General features: G+C 52.3%; 19 protein-coding genes and 1 tRNA gene. 10 read left to right on the top strand and 10 right to left on the bottom strand.

The window, feature by feature from the left end; genetic code table 11:
* Positions 1–171: 171 nt before the first annotated feature.
* Complete coding sequence (locus R6U67_RS14185; RefSeq protein WP_410253146.1) at positions 172–906, bottom strand: GNAT family N-acetyltransferase; 735 nt, start codon at positions 904–906, stop codon at positions 172–174.
* Positions 907–1,207: 301 nt separating this feature from the next.
* Between R6U67_RS14185 and R6U67_RS14180 the strand changes: the two genes are divergently transcribed.
* From R6U67_RS14180 to R6U67_RS14170, 3 genes are all read left to right on the top strand, one after another.
* The gene (locus tag R6U67_RS14180; RefSeq protein ID WP_410253145.1) at positions 1,208–4,897 is read left to right on the top strand and encodes a response regulator; all 3,690 of its coding nucleotides are present in this window, start codon (positions 1,208–1,210) and stop codon (positions 4,895–4,897) included.
* A gap of 23 nt (positions 4,898–4,920) precedes the next feature.
* Complete coding sequence (cobJ, locus tag R6U67_RS14175; RefSeq protein WP_410253144.1) at positions 4,921–6,366, top strand: precorrin-3B C(17)-methyltransferase; 1,446 nt, start codon at positions 4,921–4,923, stop codon at positions 6,364–6,366.
* 201 nt (positions 6,367–6,567) lie between these two features.
* Positions 6,568–6,882 carry a hypothetical protein gene (locus R6U67_RS14170; RefSeq protein ID WP_410253143.1) on the top strand — a complete coding sequence of 105 codons (315 nt, stop codon included), beginning with the start codon at positions 6,568–6,570 and terminating at the stop codon, positions 6,880–6,882.
* Positions 6,883–6,989: 107 nt separating this feature from the next.
* Here the strand turns inward: R6U67_RS14170 and R6U67_RS14165 are convergent, their stop codons facing one another.
* Positions 6,990–7,238 carry a hypothetical protein gene (locus tag R6U67_RS14165; RefSeq protein WP_410253142.1) on the bottom strand — a complete coding sequence of 83 codons (249 nt, stop codon included), beginning with the start codon at positions 7,236–7,238 and terminating at the stop codon, positions 6,990–6,992.
* Between the two features lie 444 nt (positions 7,239–7,682).
* Between R6U67_RS14165 and R6U67_RS14160 the strand changes: the two genes are divergently transcribed.
* Positions 7,683–8,117: a hypothetical protein gene (locus R6U67_RS14160; protein WP_410253141.1), complete on the top strand. Its 435-nt coding sequence runs from the start codon at positions 7,683–7,685 to the stop codon at positions 8,115–8,117.
* On the top strand, positions 8,110–8,241 hold the full coding sequence (locus tag R6U67_RS14155) for a hypothetical protein (protein ID WP_410253139.1): 132 nt from the start codon (positions 8,110–8,112) through the stop codon (positions 8,239–8,241). Before R6U67_RS14160 ends, R6U67_RS14155 begins: the two co-directional genes overlap by 8 nt.
* Here R6U67_RS14155 and R6U67_RS14150 read toward each other — a convergent pair.
* Positions 8,213–8,285, bottom strand: a tRNA-Ile gene (locus R6U67_RS14150). The genes R6U67_RS14155 and R6U67_RS14150 overlap by 29 nt on opposite strands.
* A 248-nt stretch (positions 8,286–8,533) precedes the next feature.
* Between R6U67_RS14150 and R6U67_RS14145 the strand changes: the two genes are divergently transcribed.
* The gene (locus R6U67_RS14145) at positions 8,534–8,809 is read left to right on the top strand and encodes a hypothetical protein (RefSeq protein WP_410253138.1); all 276 of its coding nucleotides are present in this window, start codon (positions 8,534–8,536) and stop codon (positions 8,807–8,809) included.
* Between the two features lie 209 nt (positions 8,810–9,018).
* Positions 9,019–10,596, top strand: a complete 1,578-nt coding sequence (locus tag R6U67_RS14140) for a hemolysin family protein (protein WP_410253157.1) — start codon at positions 9,019–9,021, stop codon at positions 10,594–10,596.
* A gap of 35 nt (positions 10,597–10,631) precedes the next feature.
* On the opposite strand, the gene cysC is transcribed toward R6U67_RS14140, so the two are convergent.
* Positions 10,632–11,162: an adenylyl-sulfate kinase gene (gene cysC, locus R6U67_RS14135; RefSeq protein WP_410253156.1), complete on the bottom strand. Its 531-nt coding sequence runs from the start codon at positions 11,160–11,162 to the stop codon at positions 10,632–10,634.
* A gap of 141 nt (positions 11,163–11,303) precedes the next feature.
* A complete protein-coding gene (locus R6U67_RS14130; protein WP_410253137.1) occupies positions 11,304–13,091 on the bottom strand; it encodes an SLC13 family permease in 1,788 nt (595 codons plus the stop codon).
* Positions 13,092–13,273: 182 nt separating this feature from the next.
* Between R6U67_RS14130 and R6U67_RS14125 the strand changes: the two genes are divergently transcribed.
* Complete coding sequence (locus R6U67_RS14125) at positions 13,274–14,167, top strand: hypothetical protein (protein WP_410253136.1); 894 nt, start codon at positions 13,274–13,276, stop codon at positions 14,165–14,167.
* 158 nt (positions 14,168–14,325) lie between these two features.
* Here the strand turns inward: R6U67_RS14125 and R6U67_RS14120 are convergent, their stop codons facing one another.
* The 3 genes from R6U67_RS14120 to R6U67_RS14110 form a co-directional block, all read right to left on the bottom strand.
* The gene (locus R6U67_RS14120) at positions 14,326–15,135 is read right to left on the bottom strand and encodes a 7-carboxy-7-deazaguanine synthase QueE (RefSeq protein ID WP_410253135.1); all 810 of its coding nucleotides are present in this window, start codon (positions 15,133–15,135) and stop codon (positions 14,326–14,328) included.
* A gap of 45 nt (positions 15,136–15,180) precedes the next feature.
* Complete coding sequence (locus R6U67_RS14115) at positions 15,181–16,260, bottom strand: 3-deoxy-7-phosphoheptulonate synthase (protein WP_410253134.1); 1,080 nt, start codon at positions 16,258–16,260, stop codon at positions 15,181–15,183.
* Between the two features lie 149 nt (positions 16,261–16,409).
* Positions 16,410–17,315, bottom strand: a complete 906-nt coding sequence (locus tag R6U67_RS14110; protein WP_410253133.1) for a polysaccharide deacetylase family protein — start codon at positions 17,313–17,315, stop codon at positions 16,410–16,412.
* A gap of 175 nt (positions 17,316–17,490) precedes the next feature.
* Here R6U67_RS14110 and R6U67_RS14105 point away from each other — a divergent pair, with 175 nt between their 5' ends.
* Positions 17,491–18,030 carry a hypothetical protein gene (locus R6U67_RS14105; RefSeq protein WP_410253132.1) on the top strand — a complete coding sequence of 180 codons (540 nt, stop codon included), beginning with the start codon at positions 17,491–17,493 and terminating at the stop codon, positions 18,028–18,030.
* 108 nt (positions 18,031–18,138) lie between these two features.
* Here the strand turns inward: R6U67_RS14105 and R6U67_RS14100 are convergent, their stop codons facing one another.
* A complete protein-coding gene (locus R6U67_RS14100; protein WP_410253131.1) occupies positions 18,139–19,020 on the bottom strand; it encodes an SDR family oxidoreductase in 882 nt (293 codons plus the stop codon).
* An 81-nt stretch (positions 19,021–19,101) separates the two neighbouring features.
* Here R6U67_RS14100 and R6U67_RS14095 point away from each other — a divergent pair, with 81 nt between their 5' ends.
* On the top strand, positions 19,102–19,893 hold the full coding sequence (locus R6U67_RS14095; RefSeq protein WP_410253130.1) for a prepilin peptidase: 792 nt from the start codon (positions 19,102–19,104) through the stop codon (positions 19,891–19,893).
* On the opposite strand, the gene R6U67_RS14090 is transcribed toward R6U67_RS14095, so the two are convergent.
* Positions 19,890–20,297, bottom strand: coding sequence for a hypothetical protein (locus R6U67_RS14090; RefSeq protein ID WP_410253129.1), 408 nt, complete (start codon positions 20,295–20,297; stop codon positions 19,890–19,892). The genes R6U67_RS14095 and R6U67_RS14090 overlap by 4 nt on opposite strands.
* Positions 20,298–20,485 lie beyond the last annotated feature (188 nt).

The following is a 20,485-nucleotide window of genomic DNA, read 5'->3' as shown; positions in this document are numbered from 1 at the left end:
TAGCACAACCTGTCCCAGAGTCAGTCCCGTCCTCATAAAATCACTGGCCACACCCTTGCCTTGATTCTATCAGAAATTTTCGCTAGGCTCCACCGTCAGCCTTTGCCCCAGGTAACCTGAACACTTGAGCCGGGTTGAACGCCATGATGGCATCATCCGAGGCGAACCCCGTCAGGAACGGATGAGGGACTTTGAGAGAAATAATTGTCGAGGTTGACCAAACCAAGTCGCTCCCCAAGTTAACTCAACTCGTCGCAGGCGGTAGCCCAACTGGGTGTAAAGGGCACGAGCCGGTAGGTTGTTATCTAAAACATGCAGATAGATATCCCGGAAGCCCCACTCTAGGGCCGTTTGCTCACAAGCGATTAGTAGCTGCCGCGCGACACCGCAGCGACGGGCCTGGGGGCGAACAGCGAGGTTGGAGATGTAGGGATAACTCAACCCATTCATGTGCCATGCCGTTGCTGGAGTTGACTTCAAACTTAGCTCAACGGTTCCCAAAAGCTGATTACCTCGGGCCAACCGAGGCGCATTGAGGGGCGCATTGAGGGGCGCATTGAGGGGCGCATTGAGGGGCGCATCGAGGGGCGCATCGAGGTCGTGTTCCAGTCGAGGGCGATCGCCGCCATCGATGGCCACCAGACAGGCGTGGGGATGTTGGCTAGAACGCAGTCGATGGCGTAAATCTTCATAAATTCCCAGACGGATTAGGGGCAATAACCAGGTGCGCCAACCTTGAGTTTCATGAAAACTGGCCGCCAAAATCTCCGAAAGAGTCCGTAAATCCTGAGAGGTGGCCCGCCGCACAGCCACGTCAGAAACAAGCCAACGAGAGACAGAGGAAGGATTCGGCCGTCCTTGAGAACCTGAATTGGGTTGAGAGCGTGCAGTACCAAAGAAGTTCACAGGTCTAGTCGGAGGGATGAAGGATGCCAGCTTGAGAATCCGCGAACAGGACTTGAGGAGGCTGAATGAGTCGCAAACGTTGACATGAACTTCCATTGTAGCTGAATCGGTTAAGATGCGACGGGCAAGAGGTTCGACAACTTTCGCTATACTGGCGATGGAAACCGGCGATGGAAACCGGTCTTTTGGCCCCTGGCGTCGGGCCAGACCGAGCTGACCTCATCAGCACCACTGACTCCCTCGCCCAGGCTGAACTGTTACGCCAACTGTTAACTGTCCACTGTTGTTTGACCGATCTTGAATGATAGATCGCCCCCGTCGCCTCACTAAGATTTTGGTCGTGGACGATGAACCCGACAACCTTGACCTACTCGAGCGCGTTCTGTCCCCGACCTATCAGGTACTCAGAGCCTCTAGTGGGCAAGAGGCGCTGCAAATTCTTGCCCGAGAGGAAGATGTCGCGGTGATCGTCTCGGATCAGCGGATGCCGAAAATGACGGGAACCGAGTTCCTGAGTCTGACGGCCATGCAATATCCCGACATGATCCGCATTCTGGTGACAGCCTACACCGATGTGGACGACTTGGTCGAGGCGATTAATAGTGGCAAGGTGTTTAAATATGTCACTAAACCTTGGCACGTCGATGAGTTACGGGCCGTCGTGCGCCAGGCGGTGGATACTCATAATGTCTTACGAACTCGCACTGAACAACTCTGTCGCACCCTACGCCAAGAGTCGCTGCTGAATGCGGTCACCAACACCATTCGCTCGCGCACCAACTATCGGCAAATCCTGCAAACCATTGTCGAAACGATGGGGCAGATGTTCGAGGCCAGTTGTTGTATTTTGCGTACCTGTGACGATCCCGGTTGGACTTCTGAGTCAACCCCACCAACGCGATTGCGATTCTCGCACGCTTCGCGATCGCGATTCTCGCACGCTTCGCGATTGCGATTCTCGCACGCTTCGCGATCGCAGTGGTTTGGTTACGCTGGCCCCACCCTCCCAGACCATCTCAAACGCGCCACTGGCCGCCAACGCCCCGCCTTAGATCCCTGCTTAGCTCAAACCCTCTGGGAGACTGACGAGATTGTCGTCATGAATGACTGTTCTCGGGATGAACGCATCCAGGCTCATCACCATCTCTCGGACGCCTATGAACAGGCCGATATTCGCTCGAGTCTAATTGTCCCCCTCAGCGCCCCGGTGTATCGTCATCCCACGCTGCTCACCGGAGAGATCAACCCCCAGGAGATGGCCCAACGGCCCGGAGAATTTTCTCTGGTGGCGGTTTTGGCCTTGCACCAATGCAGTCAGGGACGGATTTGGCAGGATGATGAGGTGCAATTGGTGGTCATGGTGGCCGAACAAGCGGCCCTGACCCTGGCCCAATCCCAAACCCTGGAGATGATGCAAACTCTGGCTCAGCGGGAAGCCTTGATTAACACCATCACCACTGCCATTCGCTCGAGTCTCAATCCTCCCGATATTTTTGCGGCGATTACCGAACAACTCGGCTGTGCGTTACAGGCTGATGGCTGCGCCCTATCCCTCTGGACTCAAGAGGATGAATTTGTCGACTGTGTGGGCCTGTATGAGCGAGAGCATGAAGACAGTAGCGAAGGCCGTTTACCTCAGTCGGTGGTTCCCATTGAGGGAAATCGGGTTCTACAACATCTGCTGGAGACGCAACAGCCGGTGGTGATTGAGGATATGGCGGCTCAACCGACCTGGACTCAGGATTATCAACCGTTTCATCATCCGGCCCGCGCTCTGTTGGTGGTTCCGTTACTCTGTGATGGGCGCATTATTGGCAGTATTTCCCTGCGACAAAATGACACTCCCCGAGCTTGGCATCTGCATGAGGTGTCTCTGGCGCAAGCGGTGGCGGCTCAGGCGGCGATCGCCGTGCAACAGGCTCGACTCTATCAGAAAACGCGCCAACAGGCGGAACGCTTACTGATCTTAGACCGTCAGAAGACGGAGTTTTTTCAAAATGTCTCCCATGAGTTTCGCACCCCCTTAACGCTGATGATGGGACCCCTGGAGGCGGCGGTGAATCAGGGACAGGGGTTATCCTATGAGCGGGCTGAGATGGCGCTGCGCAATTGTCGGCGGCTGTTGCGGTTGGTGAATCAATTGCTGGATTTGCAACGGCTCGATGAACGACGGATGCAGCCGAGGTTTGCTCCCTGTCAGTTCGGAACCTGGGTTGGACAAACCCTAGAGGCGTTTCGTCCCTATTGTCAACGTAAGGGGATTCGCTTACAACAACGGCTTCAGGGTCGGGTTCTGGTGTATCTGGATTTGGATTTGTTTGAGAAGGTTCTCTATAATCTGCTGTCGAATGCAATGAAGTTTACTCCCCCAGGTGGCGAGATTGAGGTCTCGGTGGCCCAAGATGAGGAGGGTGTCAGGTTGCAGGTGCGAGATACGGGAATTGGCATCGACGGCGATCGCCTCCCCCAGTTATTTGACCGCTTTTATCAGGCTGAAGGCTCTGTCGATCGCACCTACGAGGGTAGTGGTCTCGGCTTAGCCTTGGTTAAGGAGTTGGTACAACTCCATGGCGGTCAGGTGCAGGTTGAGTCCCAGGTGGGCCAGGGCAGTTGTTTCACCGTGCAGTTGCCCACCGGAAGCGACCATCTCCCCCCGGACTCCTTAGCCTTAGAGGCGCGATCGCGAAGCGGGCGAGAATCGCCATCGGGTCTGCGTGGGGGCGAAACATCTCTCGCCCCGACTAACGATGAGGCGCGGCCTGAGGGCAGCCGCTTCACGGTTGAGTTGGCGGATCTCGATTGCGATTCCCACAGCCTTGGCCAACAACGCCTAACCTCGTCAGATTCTCAGGCGGCTGAGGCTCTGCCCACCGGCAGCGATAGACCTGTACCACAATCTAATGTAAATGTCAAGAAAAACGCCACCAATTTTGCCGCCACCATTTTATTTGTCGAAGATAACAGTGACTTACGAGTCTATGTGGCGGGGATTCTCCAGGAGGCAGGCTATCAGGCTCTCCTAGCCAGTAACGGCGAGGAAGGGATACTTCTCGCTAAATCTCACCATCCCGATGCTATTGTCACCGATTTAATGATGCCCAAGGTCTCGGGATTAGATTTGATTGCGGCGATTCGTGCTGATGAAGACTTACAGGGAACCCCCATTGTCTTATTGACGGCCAAAGCCAACGAAGAAACCCGCCTCGAAGGCGTCGAACAGGGGGCCGATGCCTATTTATCGAAGCCGTTTAACGATCGCGAACTCCTGGCCCAAATTCGCAACTTATTAGCCCTCAAGGAACAAGAACGACAGATTAAGGACCTCAATCGCTATTTAACGCAATCGGTGTTAACCCGTTTTCTGCCGCCGGCGTTGGTGGAGAAAGCCCGTTTGGGGGAGTTGCAATTGAATTTAACCCCGGAACCGCGCCTGGTGACCATTGTCTTTACGGATATTGTCGGGTTTACTCAGATGGCCAATCAACTGCGATCGCGCCGAGTGGCCCAAATTTTAAATCAGTATCTCTCCTCGATGAGTCAGGTGATTTTCCAGGCCGGGGGAACGGTGGATAAGTTTGTCGGTGATGCGGTGATGGCGATTTTTGGCGCACCCGAGGATATGAAACCCGAGGTTCAGGTGCAACAGGCCATTCACGCCGCCCGCCAGATGTATCATCAGTTGGATGCCCTGAATGCTCAATGGATGGAGGAGGGACTGACTCCAGTTCAATTCCGTTGTGGCATTCACCAAGGAACAGCGGTGGTGGGGATGTTTGGCAGTGAGGAGCGATCGGATTATACGGCGATCGGTCCGAGTGTTAACATTGCGGCGCGGCTTCAGGAAGTGGCCCAGCCGGGAGGGATTCTGATTTCAGCAGCGGTGGCGGACTATTTACAAGAATCCGAAATTACCAAGTTTCGCCCCCTACATCTCAAGGGAATTGATGAAACGGTGCTTGCATTCTCACTCAACCCCCTTGATAATGAGTGATTCGTAAATGCGGAGGGGTGGCGATGACGGTTGCCATTGTGGTTTTGAATCAGAGAAGTGTCTCCCTGGCCCGTCAGGTGGCCCAGGGGTGCGATGGCATGGTCTATGGCTTAGACCGCCGCACGACGGGGGTAGACCACTCGTTTGCTGAGTTTGGGCCGACGCTGCGATCGCTGTTTGAAGAGAAAACCCCGATTATTGGTATCTGTGCGGCGGGGATTCTCATTCGCACCTTGGCCCCGGTGTTGGGCAATAAGACGGAGGACCCGCCCGTGTTGGCGATCGCCGAAGATGGAAGTACAGTGGTTCCTCTACTGGGAGGGTTACAGGGCGTGAATGACTTGGCCCGTCAGATTGCCCAACTGTTGCAGGTCTCCCCGGCGATTACCGCCAGTGGAGAGATTCGCTTTCGGACGACGCTTCTGGCGCCGCCTCGGGGCTATCGCTTGCTGAATGACCCCGATCAGGCAAAAGGGTTTATTGCTCAGGTTTTGGCTGGGGCGACGGTGAGGTTTGAAACCCACCCCACCCCCTCCCCGACAAGCTTCGCCTGGGAGGGGAGTTTGCCTGAATGGCTCGAACAGAGTCGTTTACCTTGGTCTGAGTCGGGGTCTGAGTCGGGAGAATACCGGCTGATTGTTGCGACTGAGATCGGTCCTGATGTTCGTCCGAGCGATCGCTGTTTGGTCTATGAACAATTGCCTCAACGGGGTTATTTGGCGATTGTGGGGACGGGGCCGGGATCGTTTGAGTGGATGTCGCCTCAGGTGCGGCGAACCTTGCTAAAGGCGACGGATTGGGTGGGTTATCGGACCTATTTGAATTTGGTGGAACCGCTAAGATCGCCGTCGATTCGCCGTCATGAGTCGGACAATCGTGTTGAGGGCGATCGCGCTCGTCAGGCGTTGGATTTGGCGGCTATGGGCCGACGGGTGGTGTTGGTCTCGTCGGGAGATCCGGGGATTTTTGCGATGGCGGCGGCGGTGTTTGAGGTCTTGGAAACCCGAGAGAACCCGGATTGGTCTCTGGTGGAGATTGAAGTCTGTCCAGGAATTTCAGCGATGCAGGCGGCGGCCGCTCAGGTGGGTGCGCCGCTGGGTCATGATTTTGCGGTCATCTCTCTCTCGGATATTCTGAAGCCTTGGTCGGTGGTTGAGTCGCGCTTGCGGGCGGCGGCCCAGGGGGATTTTGCGATCGCTCTTTATAATCCTGTGTCTAAGCAACGGACCTGGCAGTTAGACCGGGCGCGGGAGCTACTTCTGGAGTGGCGATCGCCGGCTACACCGGTGGTTTTGGCTCGCAATTTGGGGCGAGTTGGGCAAGGGGTAAGGGTGAAGCCGTTGGCAGAGGTGACGGCTGGGGATGCGGATATGCGGACAGTAATTTTAATCGGATCGAGTCAGACGCGCCAGGTGCAATCGGGAGAGGGCCGACCTTGGGTGTATACGCCTCGCACCTATGGAGGTTGATCGGCGACCGCTTAATCCTCCGAGACCGATCACACCAAAATTTGTTGCACAAATTAAATAACCATGCTATTATATAAATGTAGTTAAAAATATAGCACGAGCCATACTCGACATGACCTCGGCAATACTTACCAGATCTTAAGATTTTTCAACCCCAAGTGTCCTGATTTGTATGACGACTGCTATAAAAGGACATTGATCATGCTAAAACGCTTAAATCTCACCCTCCTCTCCCTGCTTTGTGTTTCCTTAATCTCCGTACCGCCGTCTCGGGCAGAATCACCGGAGAAGGGGATTTCGGCCGTTGACCTAGTTCAACTGGCCCGCAATGGCTATCTCCAAGATCAGGGAATCGCTCAATTCAATCAACTTGCGTCGGATTATGATAGTGGCCAGATCTGTGCTGAAGATGTGGTTGAGGCGGCGATCGCCGATGATCGATTATCTCCTGAAACTCTCACCGATGATGGCTATCTGGCGACCGTTGACCATTGTTTAGATCATCTTGATGACTAGATTCTCGGCAACCCCGAGACTGAATTACGACAATCGGGCAACCCGGCTGGGTTGCCCGATTGTTTGGCCCTGTGACCCCTGATTGGCATGAATTGACTTCTCATAGTCTAATGGTGATCGTCGGGGGATTCCAAGCCAAGAGATTGGCTTGCATCTTTGAGTTTTTCCCAAAGTTCTTCGACTTCTTGAAACGCGATATCTGGAGGAAGTTTACCGCTGGTTTCTAGGCAACTAATATAGCCAACTTTTTGGGCAAATTCCTGAAGATTCGCATCGAACAATAACGCTTCAGGATGGTTGGGGTCGAGCCGACCATGATAAGGATGTTTAACGGTTAAAAAGTTTGGGTTCGTCATGATAAATTCTCTGTGTTTTACTAGATTTTCTGTCAAGATGCTGTCTGGGTTGAGCGTCGCAATCAACACCAACTCATGAGCAACGGGAGAACCGGGGTTTGGGACGGGATTAACTCGTTGCATTTAGGTTGCATTGGCTAGGTCGTTTCAGTCGACTGCTCTCTCTTAACCTTATCATAACCTTTTTGCAAAAAAGGTGCTTTCTGATACGTTAGGAATGCCTGAGATTGCAATAAATCGCAATGGTTGAGGGCAAGATTCCCAGGTTATACTGAATCGAGTTTAGGGACGATTGGCTGAATCTGAGTGTTCCTACTGAGATTGGGGATCACGAAAAACTGGGGAACAATTGAGGCGATCGCGCCGTCAACGGGAGGCGCTGAGGAAAACTCAAATAAGCCAATGGATCGGTTAAACTAAAGAATCAACGTTGAGGAGAAGTCTATGAACCATTCACTGCGTCTAACCAGCCTATTCGGAGCGGCGATCGCGACAATGATGTCCATGGCCCCAGCCGCGACAGCCCAAATTTCCGATTCAGAAGTGACGGTTCCCGGATTAGAGACGCGACGGCTACGAACCTTGACCCTTCCCAATGCATTTGAACGAGCCTTTCTCGAACATAGTCGTGACTTTTTCACCAATCGGAGCATCCCCAGTCAGATCGACAGTCTCTTCTTCGCCTTCCCCGAAAATGACATTGCTCGGGATGGCGAACTCCTGAACGTCCTGTATCGTGATGTCATGTTGCAGCAACTGACCAACGATCCCTTTATGCGGACTCCGGATCTGGCGAACCCCTATAATACCTCCATCGATACCATGAACCGAAGCGGCCAAAGTAGCCCCATTCGTGGAAGTGAGTTTTTCCTTGACTAGCTATCCCGGAGAGGGAGTGAACGTGACGCGAACGGCGATCGCAACCCGGCGCGATCGCCGTTCTTGCCGCCTCAACCCGGTCTCAAACCTGATAGTGGGCGGTGCAGGAGTTGAACCCGCCTAAGGCGAATTATGAGTTCGCTGCCTAAACCGCTCGGCCAACCGCCCAAATGCGACGGGAGTCTCCAGTCTCCTAGAAAGAACCCGGATTCGATTCTAGCGCGATCGGTCAAATTTCAGCTAGGGGGTGACCAAAATTCCTCAAGGATGATTCCTGTCAGCACCCCGCTCGCACAAAACTTAGGATAGAATAGTGCGGACTTGGCCTGACCCACTATCCTGCCTCCTGTAGCGTCAATGTAGCGAAACCACTTCGCCCGGACCTGACTGACAAGACGTTAGCGAGACTCACCACCATGAAATTTAACTGGACTGTCTTCTTAACCATCACCTTACTACTACTCATGATGGCAGCGGGGGGTCTCAGCGCGATCTGGGGATTTTCCCTAGGGCGAGAGGCTCTCAAAGGAGTCACTCAGCCAGAATTTAGACCCGGAAGCAACCTCAGCAACCAACCGGACAATCAGCCCAACAGCAACAACCCGCGATTTCTTGACGAAGAAGATATCTTGCAGGATGTTGAAGCTCAAATCCAAAGTTATCAGTCCGAGGACAGCGTTGACTCAGCCTAGAACAAGATATTGTCAAACTGAAATTGTCAAACTTAAGAGGTATAAGTCCAGGACCGACCTTGAAATTCGTGAGCGTTCGCAAAGCGTGCGGGAACCGCAATCGCCACAAACCCTTGATTCGAAGACCCAACCCCATTACCCGACTCTCTCGCCTGGGAGGTATCGGCCTGTTGGCCCTAATACTGGTCCTCCTGATTCATCCCCCCCTACTGGCCCTAACCCTCGGACTCGAAGCTCAGACCTGGCAAGATATCCTCTTGAGCTTACTCTCAGTCTTGGGTCTAATTGCCATCAACGCCTTCTTTGTCACCGCCGAGTTTTCCATGGTGTCCGTGCGGCGATCGCGCATCAACCAACTCGTCGATGCCGGAGATCTCCCGGCCCGTAGCGTGCAGATTCTGCAACAGGATATCGATCGCCTCCTGTCAACCACTCAACTGGGGATTACCCTATCGAGTCTAGCCCTAGGCTGGATCGGCGAGCGGACCATGGCCTCTCTCGTGGCCCTGCTGCTAACAACCCTTCCCCTGGCCCCTCCCGTCGCCACGGTCGTCACCCATAGCCTCTCGATTCCCCTGGCCTTCCTGCTCGTGGCGTATCTGCAAATCGTCCTCGGGGAACTCTGTCCCAAATCCCTGGCCCTCCTCTACGCCGAACAATTAGCCCAACTTCTTGGCCCCCCCAGTTTGGCGATCGCCCGCTTCTTCAATCCTTTCCTCTGGATTCTCAACCAATCCACCCGTCTCCTCTTGCGACTGGTGGGGATTCGCGACGTCGACCGCCGCTTCTATAACCGCGTCACCCCCGAAGAACTGCAACGTATCATCGCCCTCGAAGGAGAATCCACCGGCCTCGAAGCCGAAGAACGGGAACTGCTCAGCAATGTCTTTGAATTCGGCGATGTCGCCGCCGAAGAAGTCATGGTTCCCCGCACCCAAATCGCCGCACTTCCGAGCGACGCAACCTTTAGCAGCTTCCTCGAAGAAGTGGCCCATTCCGGTCATTCCCGCTATCCCATCATTGGCGAATCCCTCGACGATATCCGAGGAATCGTCCATCTCAAAGAACTCGCCGACCCCCTCGCTCGCGGACAAATGTCCCTCGATACCCCCATTCAGCCTTGGGTGCGTCCAGCGCGTTTTGTCCCCGAATGCACCCTCCTCGGGGAACTGCTCCCGCTGCTACAACGCTCGGCTCAACCCATGGTGATGGTCGTCGATGACTTTGGCGGAACCGCCGGGTTAATCACCATGCAGGATATCATCGCCGAAATCGTCGGCGAAAGTCTCGAGACGGAACGCCAGGAAGACTTAGCGGTGCAAATGATAGACGATCGCACCTTCATTGTTCAGGCTCAACTGGATCTCGAAGAAGTCAACGAACTCCTAGATTTAAACCTTCCTCTCATCGACGACTACCAAACCCTTGGCGGCTTCCTCATCTACCAAATGCAGAAGATTCCCGATATTGGGGATTGCTTCAACTTCCACGGCCTAACCTTGCAAGTTGTGGCTACCGATGGCCCACGACTGCACCAAATCCAGATCCAACGACGAGAGACCTCCGTTCCCCTCGACACCCAACTGGCCGGGAGTTTGTCCTCGGAGTCTCGACCGGCTGAGGATCTCGATTTTACCAACGATCTCGTCAACCCTTCCCACACAGACACCCTCTCAGGGAAAGACACGCTGGAGGCTGATACCCTAGAATCTGATTTGGGATTAGCCGAAACCGATCCCCTCTTAGATGAGGAACCCGACAGCCTTTCAGCCAACCCCGACGCTTAGCGATAGGGATGGCCCCTATCGCGGTCATGGCTTTATTAGCCGAGATATCCCATCTCCTTGAGCGTATTAAGAACCTTAGTCACACTCTCCTCGTGGGATTCTAAATCCGTCCGACATTCAATCGTGGGATCGCTGGGGGGTTCATAGGGATCGCTAATCCCCGTGAAGTTAGCAATTTCACCGCTACGGGCCTTTTTGTAGAGGCCTTTGACGTCGCGATCTTCACAAACAGCTAAGGGTGCATTGACAAAGACTTCTACGAAATCGCCAATGCGAGCTTTGACTTCTTCACGCACCGCTCGATAGGGGGAAATGGCTGAGACGAGGACAATGACACCGTTGCGAGTCAACAAATGAGAGACAAAGCCGATGCGACGGATGTTTTCATCGCGATCTTCTTTACTGAATCCCAAGCCTTTAGTGAGATTTTGTCGAACAATGTCGCCATCAAGGATTTCTAACTTACAATCGAGCGATCGCAGTTGTTCCGCGACGGCCTGACTAATCGTTGTTTTTCCGGCTCCACTCAAGCCAGTGAACCAAACCGTAACACCACGTTGTTGAATCATTCTAGGTTGTCTCTGCTACTGTTATCTTACGTATCCTACCCCAGCCACAAGACCGGGGTGGAGGCATTGAAGCCAATTCAAAATACCATGTTTAGGGAAGCCTGGCCGGGAGAGTTTGCCAATGACGGCACCTGAGTTCTACAAGCCATAGAAGCCTATAATTAGCCAAGGAACGAGAAACATTAAACTGAGGGTTAAAGGCGCACCAACCCGAGCAAAATCAGTAAATTTGTAGCCCCCTGGCCCATAAACCATGGTATTGGTTTGATAGCCGATGGGACTGAGATAACTATTGGAGGCGGCAAAGGTCACTGCAAACATGGCAGCAAAGGGATTTAAACCTAAACTTTGGGCCACTTCGACAGCGATGGGTAGCATCAGCACCACCGCAGCATTGTTAGAAATAACTTCGGTAAACGCAGAGGTAATCACAAAGAAGAAAACCAAGACCCAGTAGCCTGGAAGATGTCCGCCAATCGTAACCAAATGTCCAGCAATCCAGGCGGTTGTCCCGGAGTTTCGCATCGCAATCCCCAAGGGAATTAAGCCAGCTAATAAAAAAATAATATCCCAGCGAATTGCTCCGTAAATTTCGCCTGGCCGTAAACATTTAGTTAGAATCAAGGCAATAACGCCCGCCCAAGCACTCACCAAAATTGGCATAATGTTAAAGGCAGATAAGCCGATAACCGTTAAGCCAATCAACACTGAAATCCCAGCTTTGTCCTGGCGTAACATCTCCACATTCCGCTGTTCTAGAACCAAAAGTTCTCGGGTCGTTTGTAAGCCAACAAAGCTTTGCTTGGGTCCTTGGAGGAGCAACAAATCGCCAAAACGTAGGGGAACTCGTCCTAATGGACCTTTGACCAGTTCTGAACCTCGACGCACGGCTAAAACCGTTGCGTTATAACGTTGTCGGAAACGGATTTCTTTGAGGGTTGTTCCAATTAAGCGAGAGTTGGATAAAATCAAAACTTCGCCGATTTTTTCTTCTTCTGAACTCAAAACTGATTCTAGGGAAGTTTGCGTAAATTTAACATCTGCAAATAGTTCTAATCCCCGTTCTTCACGAATTTTAAGTAAGTCTTCTCGGCTACTACGAACCACCAAGACATCCCCTGATTGCAGGATTTTGTCGGCTAAGGGTTGTGCGAAGCGAACCTTATCTCGTAGTAATTCTAAAACATCTAGGTCAAATTTTCGCTGAATCCCACTATTATTTAGGGTTTCGCCCACGAGGCTTGATTGAGGCGTAATCACTAATTCACTGACGTAATCTCGTAAGCCATAGCCTTGAGTAAACGATTCATTGTCAGTTTTGCGATCGGGTAATAGATAAGAGGCAAAGAGAGTTAAATAAAGAAGTCCAAACAAAAATATAAAAATACCCGCTTTGGAAAACTCGAAAATCGTAAAGGTTCGATAGCCTAATTGTTCCGAAAGTCCACTGGCTAAGATATTCGTTGACGTTCCCACTAAGGTCGTCATTCCCCCTAAAATTGAAACATACGACAGCGGAATCAATAATTTTGAAGGCGAACGTTTTTGTTTGCGACACCAATCTTCAACAATAGGCAGAAAAATAGCGATAACAGCCGTATTATTAATAAATCCCGAAATGGGTCCAACTATGATACCCAAGGTAAAAATTTGCTGATTTGAGGTTTGCCCACCCCAACGAATTAAAAAGTCACGAATAATTTGGATCACCCCAGTTTTAGCAATTCCCGCACTGAGAATAAACATGGCCATGACTGTCATGGTTGCTGAGTTACTAAAGCCAGACATTCCTTCTTCGGGACTGACTAAGCCGCACAGCATCAGCAAAACGGTTACAGACAAAGCAATAATATCTGGCGGTAGGAGTTCACTGACAAAACCAATCAATGCCAACACCAAGATAACCAGAGTCAGAATAATATCCATTTAGGGGTATCTTGAAAATCTGGAGGACAGTCTCCTATTCTAGTTTAATTTCTCGGAGAATAGGGGATTCTTTTGTCTTTACAGTCCTGAGCCAGTCTGTCGGGATAAATTGACGGGTTCTAGCCGTCTTGCGAGACCAGAAAATTTGATAGCATGGGACTAGCTCAGTTCGGGATTTAACGATGAAGCGTTTAAATGGTCGTGCTTTAGGGATTCTACGGGAAGCGCTTGAGAAGGACAATCGAGGCGATGTGGGGGAGCGCGTCGTTCGTAAGTTACTGCTTCAGAAATTGCAAGGATTAGCGAAACAAGAGGGGAACCCCCTGAGTGAACCTCAACTGAAACAAGTAATCCACGCCGACTATCCTCTCTTTCCTGTCGCGGTGATTGAACAAGCCGCGAAGGCAAATAACCCCTCTAAAGCTCGAACCTTGGCTGTTGCCCTGGCCGCTACGGTGGCTGGGGGTGCAGGAATCGTCGGGTTTGTCGCCTTGGCTAATCTACCCTATCCGATGATTCGTCGCCCTATTGCTGAACATGCTCCGATTCTCTTGTTGCCCAGTTTTCTGAGTATGGACGAGAATTACCGAGAGGCGATCGCCCTTGTGGAACAATCCGATCAGTTAGTCAACCAAGCCACCAGTGCGGCGGATTTGGAGTTGGGGCAAGAGAAGGTGACGCAGGCCCAACATCATCTTGATCAACTTCCCGTCTGGTTTCTTGGCTATTACCCGCAACGGTATTGTACGTTTTTTGGCTGTTCTTGGAACTTTACCCACGATGAGTTTGAGACGGCCCGCAAGGCGATCGGACGGATGGATGTGGTGCTATTCCAAGAAAAGAATGCTCATGATGAGTTAGATGAGGCATTAGGGGAACTCCAGTCCGCGCGATCGCAATACCGAGAGGCCACCACCTACCAAAGCGCCCAAAATGCCCTAGACAACTGGCAAGCCGCCATTGATCGCCTACACCTAATTCCCTCACAAACCCTCGCCGGAGAATTAGCCCGAACCCACATGACAGCCGCCAACCGGGATTTACAACAGGCCCAGCGCAGTCTCAACGACAATTAACCGTCCACAATAGTAAGGCCCCACATCCTCCCCCTCTTGCCTCAAAATGGTGCGTTCGGGCCGTTTTGGCCGGGTTGGTTGAGGCCAAAGACGTGATGAAGCCCGAACGCACCCTACCCGACTCTTGCCTATTGCCTATTGCCTTCTGCCTCTCTCCCCTACAACTGTCCAATCATTTTATGAGTCTGGGGAACCACCCGCACCTGCTGAATGGTGCGTTTCATCATGGTTTGCCAAGCCAAAATCTGCTCGGGATCAGGCACAACCGCATCGCGAAATGAATCCCGGCGTAGGGCTTCATTCGTGGCCCGTAGAACTCCATTCAGGGGAGTGACGGGTTGCAGATAAATGGGGGTATCGGGGCTAACTCGGGCCACTAAATGGGCGACTCGTTCGAGTTCCTGGGCGGGGGTGCGATCGCAGACAATGGTTTTAACGAACACCGACACCCCAGCCTCATGACATTGTCTCAAAAACAACTCATGTTCCTCCCACCAAGTTTCCCCACTGGTGCTGGGTAACTTAATATCCATCCCCACCAAATCCAAATAGGGGAGAATTGGCCCCAATTTATCAGGACGATGTCCCCCAGTCTCTAAGTAAACCGGCAGTTGGGTTCGTCGGCGGACTTCGGGCAAAAACTCCGCCAGAAACGGGGCGTGTAAGAGGGGTTCTCCTCCCGTCAAACTGAGACTGTCATGAAGTCCCGGTCGATTTTGGCGTTCAACCCAAGCGGTCAACACCTCCACCGTAATCGGATTATCATACTCGTCAAAATCCCGTAATCCCGGTGTTCGCTCGACGCGACAATGAGCCCGAGCGTGCCAGGTATGGGCGCTATCACAGTAGAGACAGCGTAAATCACAGAGGGCAAAGCGGACAAAAATTTGCCGAGTGCCGATATTTGCGCCTTCTCCCTGAATGGCGGAAAAGACTTCAACAAGTCGCGCGGTTTGCCCCTTACTCATGGCCACCTCTTAATTTCTCTACTCAGATCACTGTTGAGCTAGGTTCTATCCCTTGCCACCTAAGGTCTGATAAGCCTCTAAAATAGTGGACTCCGTTTCTTGCCAACTCAGGCATTTGTCCGTCACGGAGACGCCATAACGGAGATCATTCAAGTTGTCGGGGATCTTTTGGTTCCCTTCAAAGAGATTCGACTCCAACATCATGCCCACAATGGAGGAGTTGCCGGACTGGACTTGTTGAATGACATTTTGAAACACCCCAGACTGACGGCGATGGTCTTTCTGGGAGTTACCATGACTGCAATCGACGACGAGGCGCGGGGGAAGTCCCGCTGCTTTTAATTGTCCTTCCACCTTGGCGATGGAGTCGGCATCATAATTGACGGTGCCGCCGCCACCCCGAAGGATGATATGGGCATAATCGTTGCCGCTGGTGTTGAAAACACTAACGGAACCATTTTCGTCAATTCCCAAAAAACTATGGGGTTCTCGGGCGGCTTTCATGGCGTTGAGGGCAACTTCGATGCTGCCGTTGGTGCCATTTTTTAAGCCAACGGGCATCGAGAGTCCACTGGCCATCTCGCGGTGGGTTTGCGATTCAATGGTGCGAGCGCCGATCGCCGACCAACTGAGGACATCGCTGATATATTGCGGCACGATGGGATCGAGGGCTTCGGTAGCGGTGGGTAGCCCGAGATCGGCGATGTCAACGAGGAGTTGGCGGGCCAGGAGTAACCCTTTCTGGATGTGGAAGGAGTCATCCATATCGGGGTCGTTGATTAACCCTTTCCAGCCGACGGTGGTGCGGGGTTTCTCGAAATAGACGCGCATCACCAGCAGGAGTTTGTCTTGGACGCGATCGCTCAACTCCCGCAGCCGTTGGGCGTACTCGATCGCCGCCTTGACATCATGAATCGAACAGGGACCAACCACCACAAAGCTACGGGAATCGCGGCGATCGAGAATGGCCTCAAGTTGCTGACGAGACTCCACAATCGTCTGTTCGGCGCGATCGCTCAGGGGAACCTGGGCCTTCATCTCAACTGGCGGTTGCAGAACCTTGGCGTTGGCAATATGGGTGTTGAAGAGTTGTTGCGGCATGGTTTGCGGCATGGTTTGCGGCATAGTGGGCGGCGTGATGGGCAGTCTGGGTCTGGAGCGGTGGCGCTGAGGTTAAAGCCTGAGTGTTCATTTTAAACCAGTTCTCGGACGAAGGATATCTCGAAATTCTTACAAACCCCGATTCGGGAGCTATATTCAGATGGTGAAGAGGGCTAAAACTCTTCTGAGTCTGGAGTTTGAGCGATCGCCGCCTGAGAGCGTTTCATTAACTCCGTCACCGTCAGGAACTCATAACCTTGCTGTTGCAAGGATTCAATCAGCTGTGGCAGGGCGGCGACGGTATGATGACGGGGTCCGCCGCCATCGTGCAAGAGAACGATCGCCCCTGGGTGAATCTGGGCGAGAACCTGATCGAGAATCTCTGACTGTGAGAGAAAATAATCGAAACTATCGACGGACCACATGGTAATGGTCTGGTTCTGGCGGGCGCTGTAGGGGGTGAGGGCGTTGTTTAGGTAGCCGCCGGGGGGACGAAATAGTTGAGTTCGCACTCGCGTATAGTCGTAGATCAGTTCAGCGGTGGGTTCAATTTCCCGGTAGGCTTCTGCTTCGCTGTTAACGATGTAGGGATGAGACCAGGTATGATTTCCCAGTAGATGTCCATCGGCGACGATTCGCTGTAAAACCTCGGGATAGCTAGAGATGACTTGCCCGAGTACAAAGAAGGTGGCGAGGATGTCGTAGCTTTCTAAAATATCTAGGATTTGCAGGGTATACGGAGACGGACCATCGTCAAAGGTTAAGGCGATGGCGCGATCGCCCAGGGCCAGGGGGAGCGATCGCACAATTTGACCCTGATACGCTTCAGGAACAAATTGCTCGATATCCGGGGGAATGCGATTCTGTTCAATTTGCCGTTGGGTATTGGCTTTAAGTCGTTCTAATCGTGCGACAGAAATCGCGGTATGTTGTTTGACATTCTGCTCAACTGGGATAGCTTGCAATGGCAACAATTGCGGTCGGTAGACGACTGGACTCATGGCCAGCAAGGGGATTGCCCCGAACAGCAACACCAGCGCAACTAGGATACCCTGGCCGGGCAAAGGAGACCGGATCACGAGAGGGGTCCATCGGGTCATGAAAGACATCAGCAAATTGAGAAGTTTTGCAGGGCTGATCACGGCTCTTTAACGTCTGTCTTGTCAACAATTGAGAAAACTTCATTGTTCTTTATACTCTGAAGCCGCCTCATCTTTTATAATTTAAGGTGGTGATGCAGTAGAGGTAAATGGGGTGCTTCAATTTTTGGGATTATCGCAACGGGTGAACATTGAATGGCTCAAAAGGAATTACGGTTGGTTTTTCTGGTCTATTCCTCTCTTGGCCTTGGCGATCGCCGATGTTCTGCCCTCGACCGTTACGCCAAGTTCTCCGGCGATCGCTCAAGAGATGCCCGACCATTCTGGGAGTTCTGCCGACGGAATTTATGTCTATGGTGAATCCCCTCAGCTTCAGATTCTAGGAAGGGCGTATATCGTCCTAGAATCCCGAGGAAACCAGGTTGTAGGTGGATTTTATATGTATCAGTCCTCGTTCGATTGTTTCTACGGGCAAATGACCCATCAATCTTTACAAGTTACGGTGATTCCCACCTACGAAGAGACCCGTTATTCCTATGCCATTCAACGCTCAGATACGGCGATCGCCAGCCCAAACACTCCCCCGATAACACCTGAATTTGAGGGCTTTTACCGCCTTCAGAATCCTGACGAGGTCGCCAACCGAGTCCTCGACACTTGCCGCAATGAGTATGCAGATTTAGTCTGGCAGTAACGGGCAGCTATCTGTTGCCTAGACAACGAGATAATCGGGGCGAAACCGTCAAGAAACACTTGACCCCATTCGCCCCAATTAGAATGGGTTTAAGCCAAACCGACGTTTTTAGCTATTCACTAAATAGCGCCGTAGAAAACTTTCCAAGGATTCCATTTGAATATCAAACACCGATTCTAAGCGATGAATTTCTTCAGATGTACAGAAAAATTCATTCGCCAGAAGAATGCGTAAGGTTCCGAGCGATCGCTGTAATTCAGGATTGATAAAACCAACCGCTGAGCGAACCCCATCCAAAACACTTAAGGGAAGATTGACCACAAAAGGATCTTTCTGAAACACGCGCCCAAAGATTTTGGGGATATCATCACGGTTGAGAATCTCCGGGCCACCCACCGCAAAGATCTGATTTCGCGCCGCCTCTCGCTCAGTTGCTTGAATGGCAATTTCAGCTAAATCATCAGGGCTGAGAATTGAGGAGCGATTCTTGAGATCGCCAATCGCAAAATAGAGTCCCGTATCACGAAATCGCTCCGCCAAGGGTAAGAGATTAGACGCAAACCCCGAAGGACGCAAAATCGTATAGGTCAACTCACTCTTTTGCAAGGCATTTTCCACCTCGCGCTTGGCCTTAAAGACGGGAGAATCTTGGTAGCCGCGCTCGGTTCCCAACACAGACACATAGACAAACTGCTCAACCCGATTTTCCTGACCAAAATCCATTAAATCAATGTTGGCGCGGTAATCAATGGCTTGAGCTTGACCCCCATCGGAGCCATGAGCGCTGATAATATAGCGAACATCACGACAGGCCTTGCGGATATCTCGTTCCTGGGCTAAATCACCGATAAAAATTTCGGCGCCTCGTTGTTCGAGTTCAGCATAACTCGACGATAGTCGCACAAAGGCTCGCACGGGGAGATCGCGATCGCGCAATCGCCGTACAATGCGTTTTCCGATACTTCCGGTTGCACCAGTGACTAAATACATAAAGCGATTTCCGTTTTAAACTTGAAAGGTAACAACTGAGGGGCAATCGTAACTGTGACCGATCACCTGTGGGCATTACCTATGCTTGTTATTGTATTTGCCTTGGGCGCGTCTATCGGTAGTTTCGCCAATGTGGTGATTTATCGCCTCCCGGCTGGACTCTCTTTACTCTATCCCCCCTCCCGCTGTCCCCATTGCGGCCATAGCCTAGGGAAAGGGGAGAACATCCCGGTTTTGGGCTGGTTGCGCCTCAAAGGGCGCTGCGCTCATTGTCACGCCCCCATCTCCCCTCGCTATCCCATGGTCGAAGCGGTGACAGGATTGCTCTTTTTAGGGGTGTTTCTGCGCTATCAGGTTTCCCTCACCACCTTCGGCTATTGGCTGTTTTTAACCGGGTTATTGATTTTGGCCCTAATTGACTGGGATACAATGATCCTGCCCAATCCCCTAACACGCTTAGGAGTCGTCTCAGGCTTGGTCTATCATTGCCTACAAGGCTGGCAAGGAGACTCGGCCATAGGGGGACTCATGCAAGGGATTTTCGGGGCAGTCCTGGGCATTTGGCTGGTGGATGCGGTGCGTTTTCTGGGGTCCCTGGCCTGGGGAAAAGAGGCCATGGGCGCCGGTGACGGGAAATTATTGGCCGCCGTTGGGGCTTGGTTAGGCCCCGGCCTGATGATGGTCACCGGCTTTTTAGGGGCCTTGTTGGGTGCGGTCATAGGTGGGGGGGCGATCGCCCTGGGACTGTTGAGGCGATCGCAGCCGATGCCCTTTGGTCCATTTCTTGCCCTGGCTGGAGCGGTTGCGGCGATTTGGGGAGAGACGTTACTCAACCTCTATTTAGAGGTCTTTTTCCCCGCTGGAGTGCTTTAACCCTCACTGTCGTCCCGAGGACGAATCGCGCCGTTATAGATCATATCTAACTCCCAGGTGTCGGGATCAACAACGATCACCGTTTCTATGGTGTAGTTTGACGCCCCAGGCGCTCGTCCGAAAAAGTTAAATTCAAGCTGGCCCGCTTCTGTCACCCGATAGGGAGACTCCGCCGAGGGACCGTGCATGGAGGGTTCAGCCCGGTAAGTCTGTAAGCCTCCGTTGAGTCGTTCTGCGAATTGACGGGCCTGGTTCTTAGCGCGGTTCAAGTCCAAGGGTGACAGAGATAACGCTTCTAACGCCGGATCATTTGTGGGCGTCTCAGCTTGAGCCTGAGCTGGCTGAATGTTCACGGCGGGAGCCGTTAGGAGCATCAGCAGAATAAGCGGTAAGACCGGTTTCATGAAACTTTCCTCAACAAATTTGGGGTTAAATCGACTACAGATCAGAGTATCCTGGGGGAAGAGCCGACGAAATCCGACAATTCCAGATCCCAATCTGCCACAAGAAATCGCGTTAGAGTACCGGAATTTGATAGGATGCGATCCATGACAGAGATCCTTGACTTAACCGTCAGCACCCCCGGCTGAAG

Origin of the sequence: Sodalinema sp. (assembly GCF_046483825.1) — a bacterium.
Classification (GTDB): domain Bacteria; phylum Cyanobacteriota; class Cyanobacteriia; order Cyanobacteriales; family Geitlerinemataceae; genus Sodalinema.
This window is presented reverse-complemented; position numbering and strand designations above follow the sequence as displayed.

Coding starts and splice junctions, on each gene's coding strand:
- R6U67_RS14180 (WP_410253145.1), top strand. CDS start 1,208: ATGATAGATCGCCCCCGTCGCCTCACTAAGATTTTGGTCGTGGACGAT.
- cobJ (WP_410253144.1), top strand. CDS start 4,921: ATGACGGTTGCCATTGTGGTTTTGAATCAGAGAAGTGTCTCCCTGGCC.
- R6U67_RS14170 (WP_410253143.1), top strand. CDS start 6,568: ATGCTAAAACGCTTAAATCTCACCCTCCTCTCCCTGCTTTGTGTTTCC.
- R6U67_RS14165 (WP_410253142.1), bottom strand. CDS start 7,238: ATGACGAACCCAAACTTTTTAACCGTTAAACATCCTTATCATGGTCGG.
- R6U67_RS14160 (WP_410253141.1), top strand. CDS start 7,683: ATGAACCATTCACTGCGTCTAACCAGCCTATTCGGAGCGGCGATCGCG.
- R6U67_RS14145 (WP_410253138.1), top strand. CDS start 8,534: ATGAAATTTAACTGGACTGTCTTCTTAACCATCACCTTACTACTACTC.
- R6U67_RS14130 (WP_410253137.1), bottom strand. CDS start 13,091: ATGGATATTATTCTGACTCTGGTTATCTTGGTGTTGGCATTGATTGGT.
- R6U67_RS14125 (WP_410253136.1), top strand. CDS start 13,274: ATGAAGCGTTTAAATGGTCGTGCTTTAGGGATTCTACGGGAAGCGCTT.
- R6U67_RS14120 (WP_410253135.1), bottom strand. CDS start 15,135: ATGAGTAAGGGGCAAACCGCGCGACTTGTTGAAGTCTTTTCCGCCATT.
- R6U67_RS14115 (WP_410253134.1), bottom strand. CDS start 16,260: ATGCCGCAAACCATGCCGCAAACCATGCCGCAACAACTCTTCAACACC.
- R6U67_RS14100 (WP_410253131.1), bottom strand. CDS start 19,020: ATGTATTTAGTCACTGGTGCAACCGGAAGTATCGGAAAACGCATTGTA.
- R6U67_RS14095 (WP_410253130.1), top strand. CDS start 19,102: ATGCTTGTTATTGTATTTGCCTTGGGCGCGTCTATCGGTAGTTTCGCC.
- R6U67_RS14090 (WP_410253129.1), bottom strand. CDS start 20,297: ATGAAACCGGTCTTACCGCTTATTCTGCTGATGCTCCTAACGGCTCCC.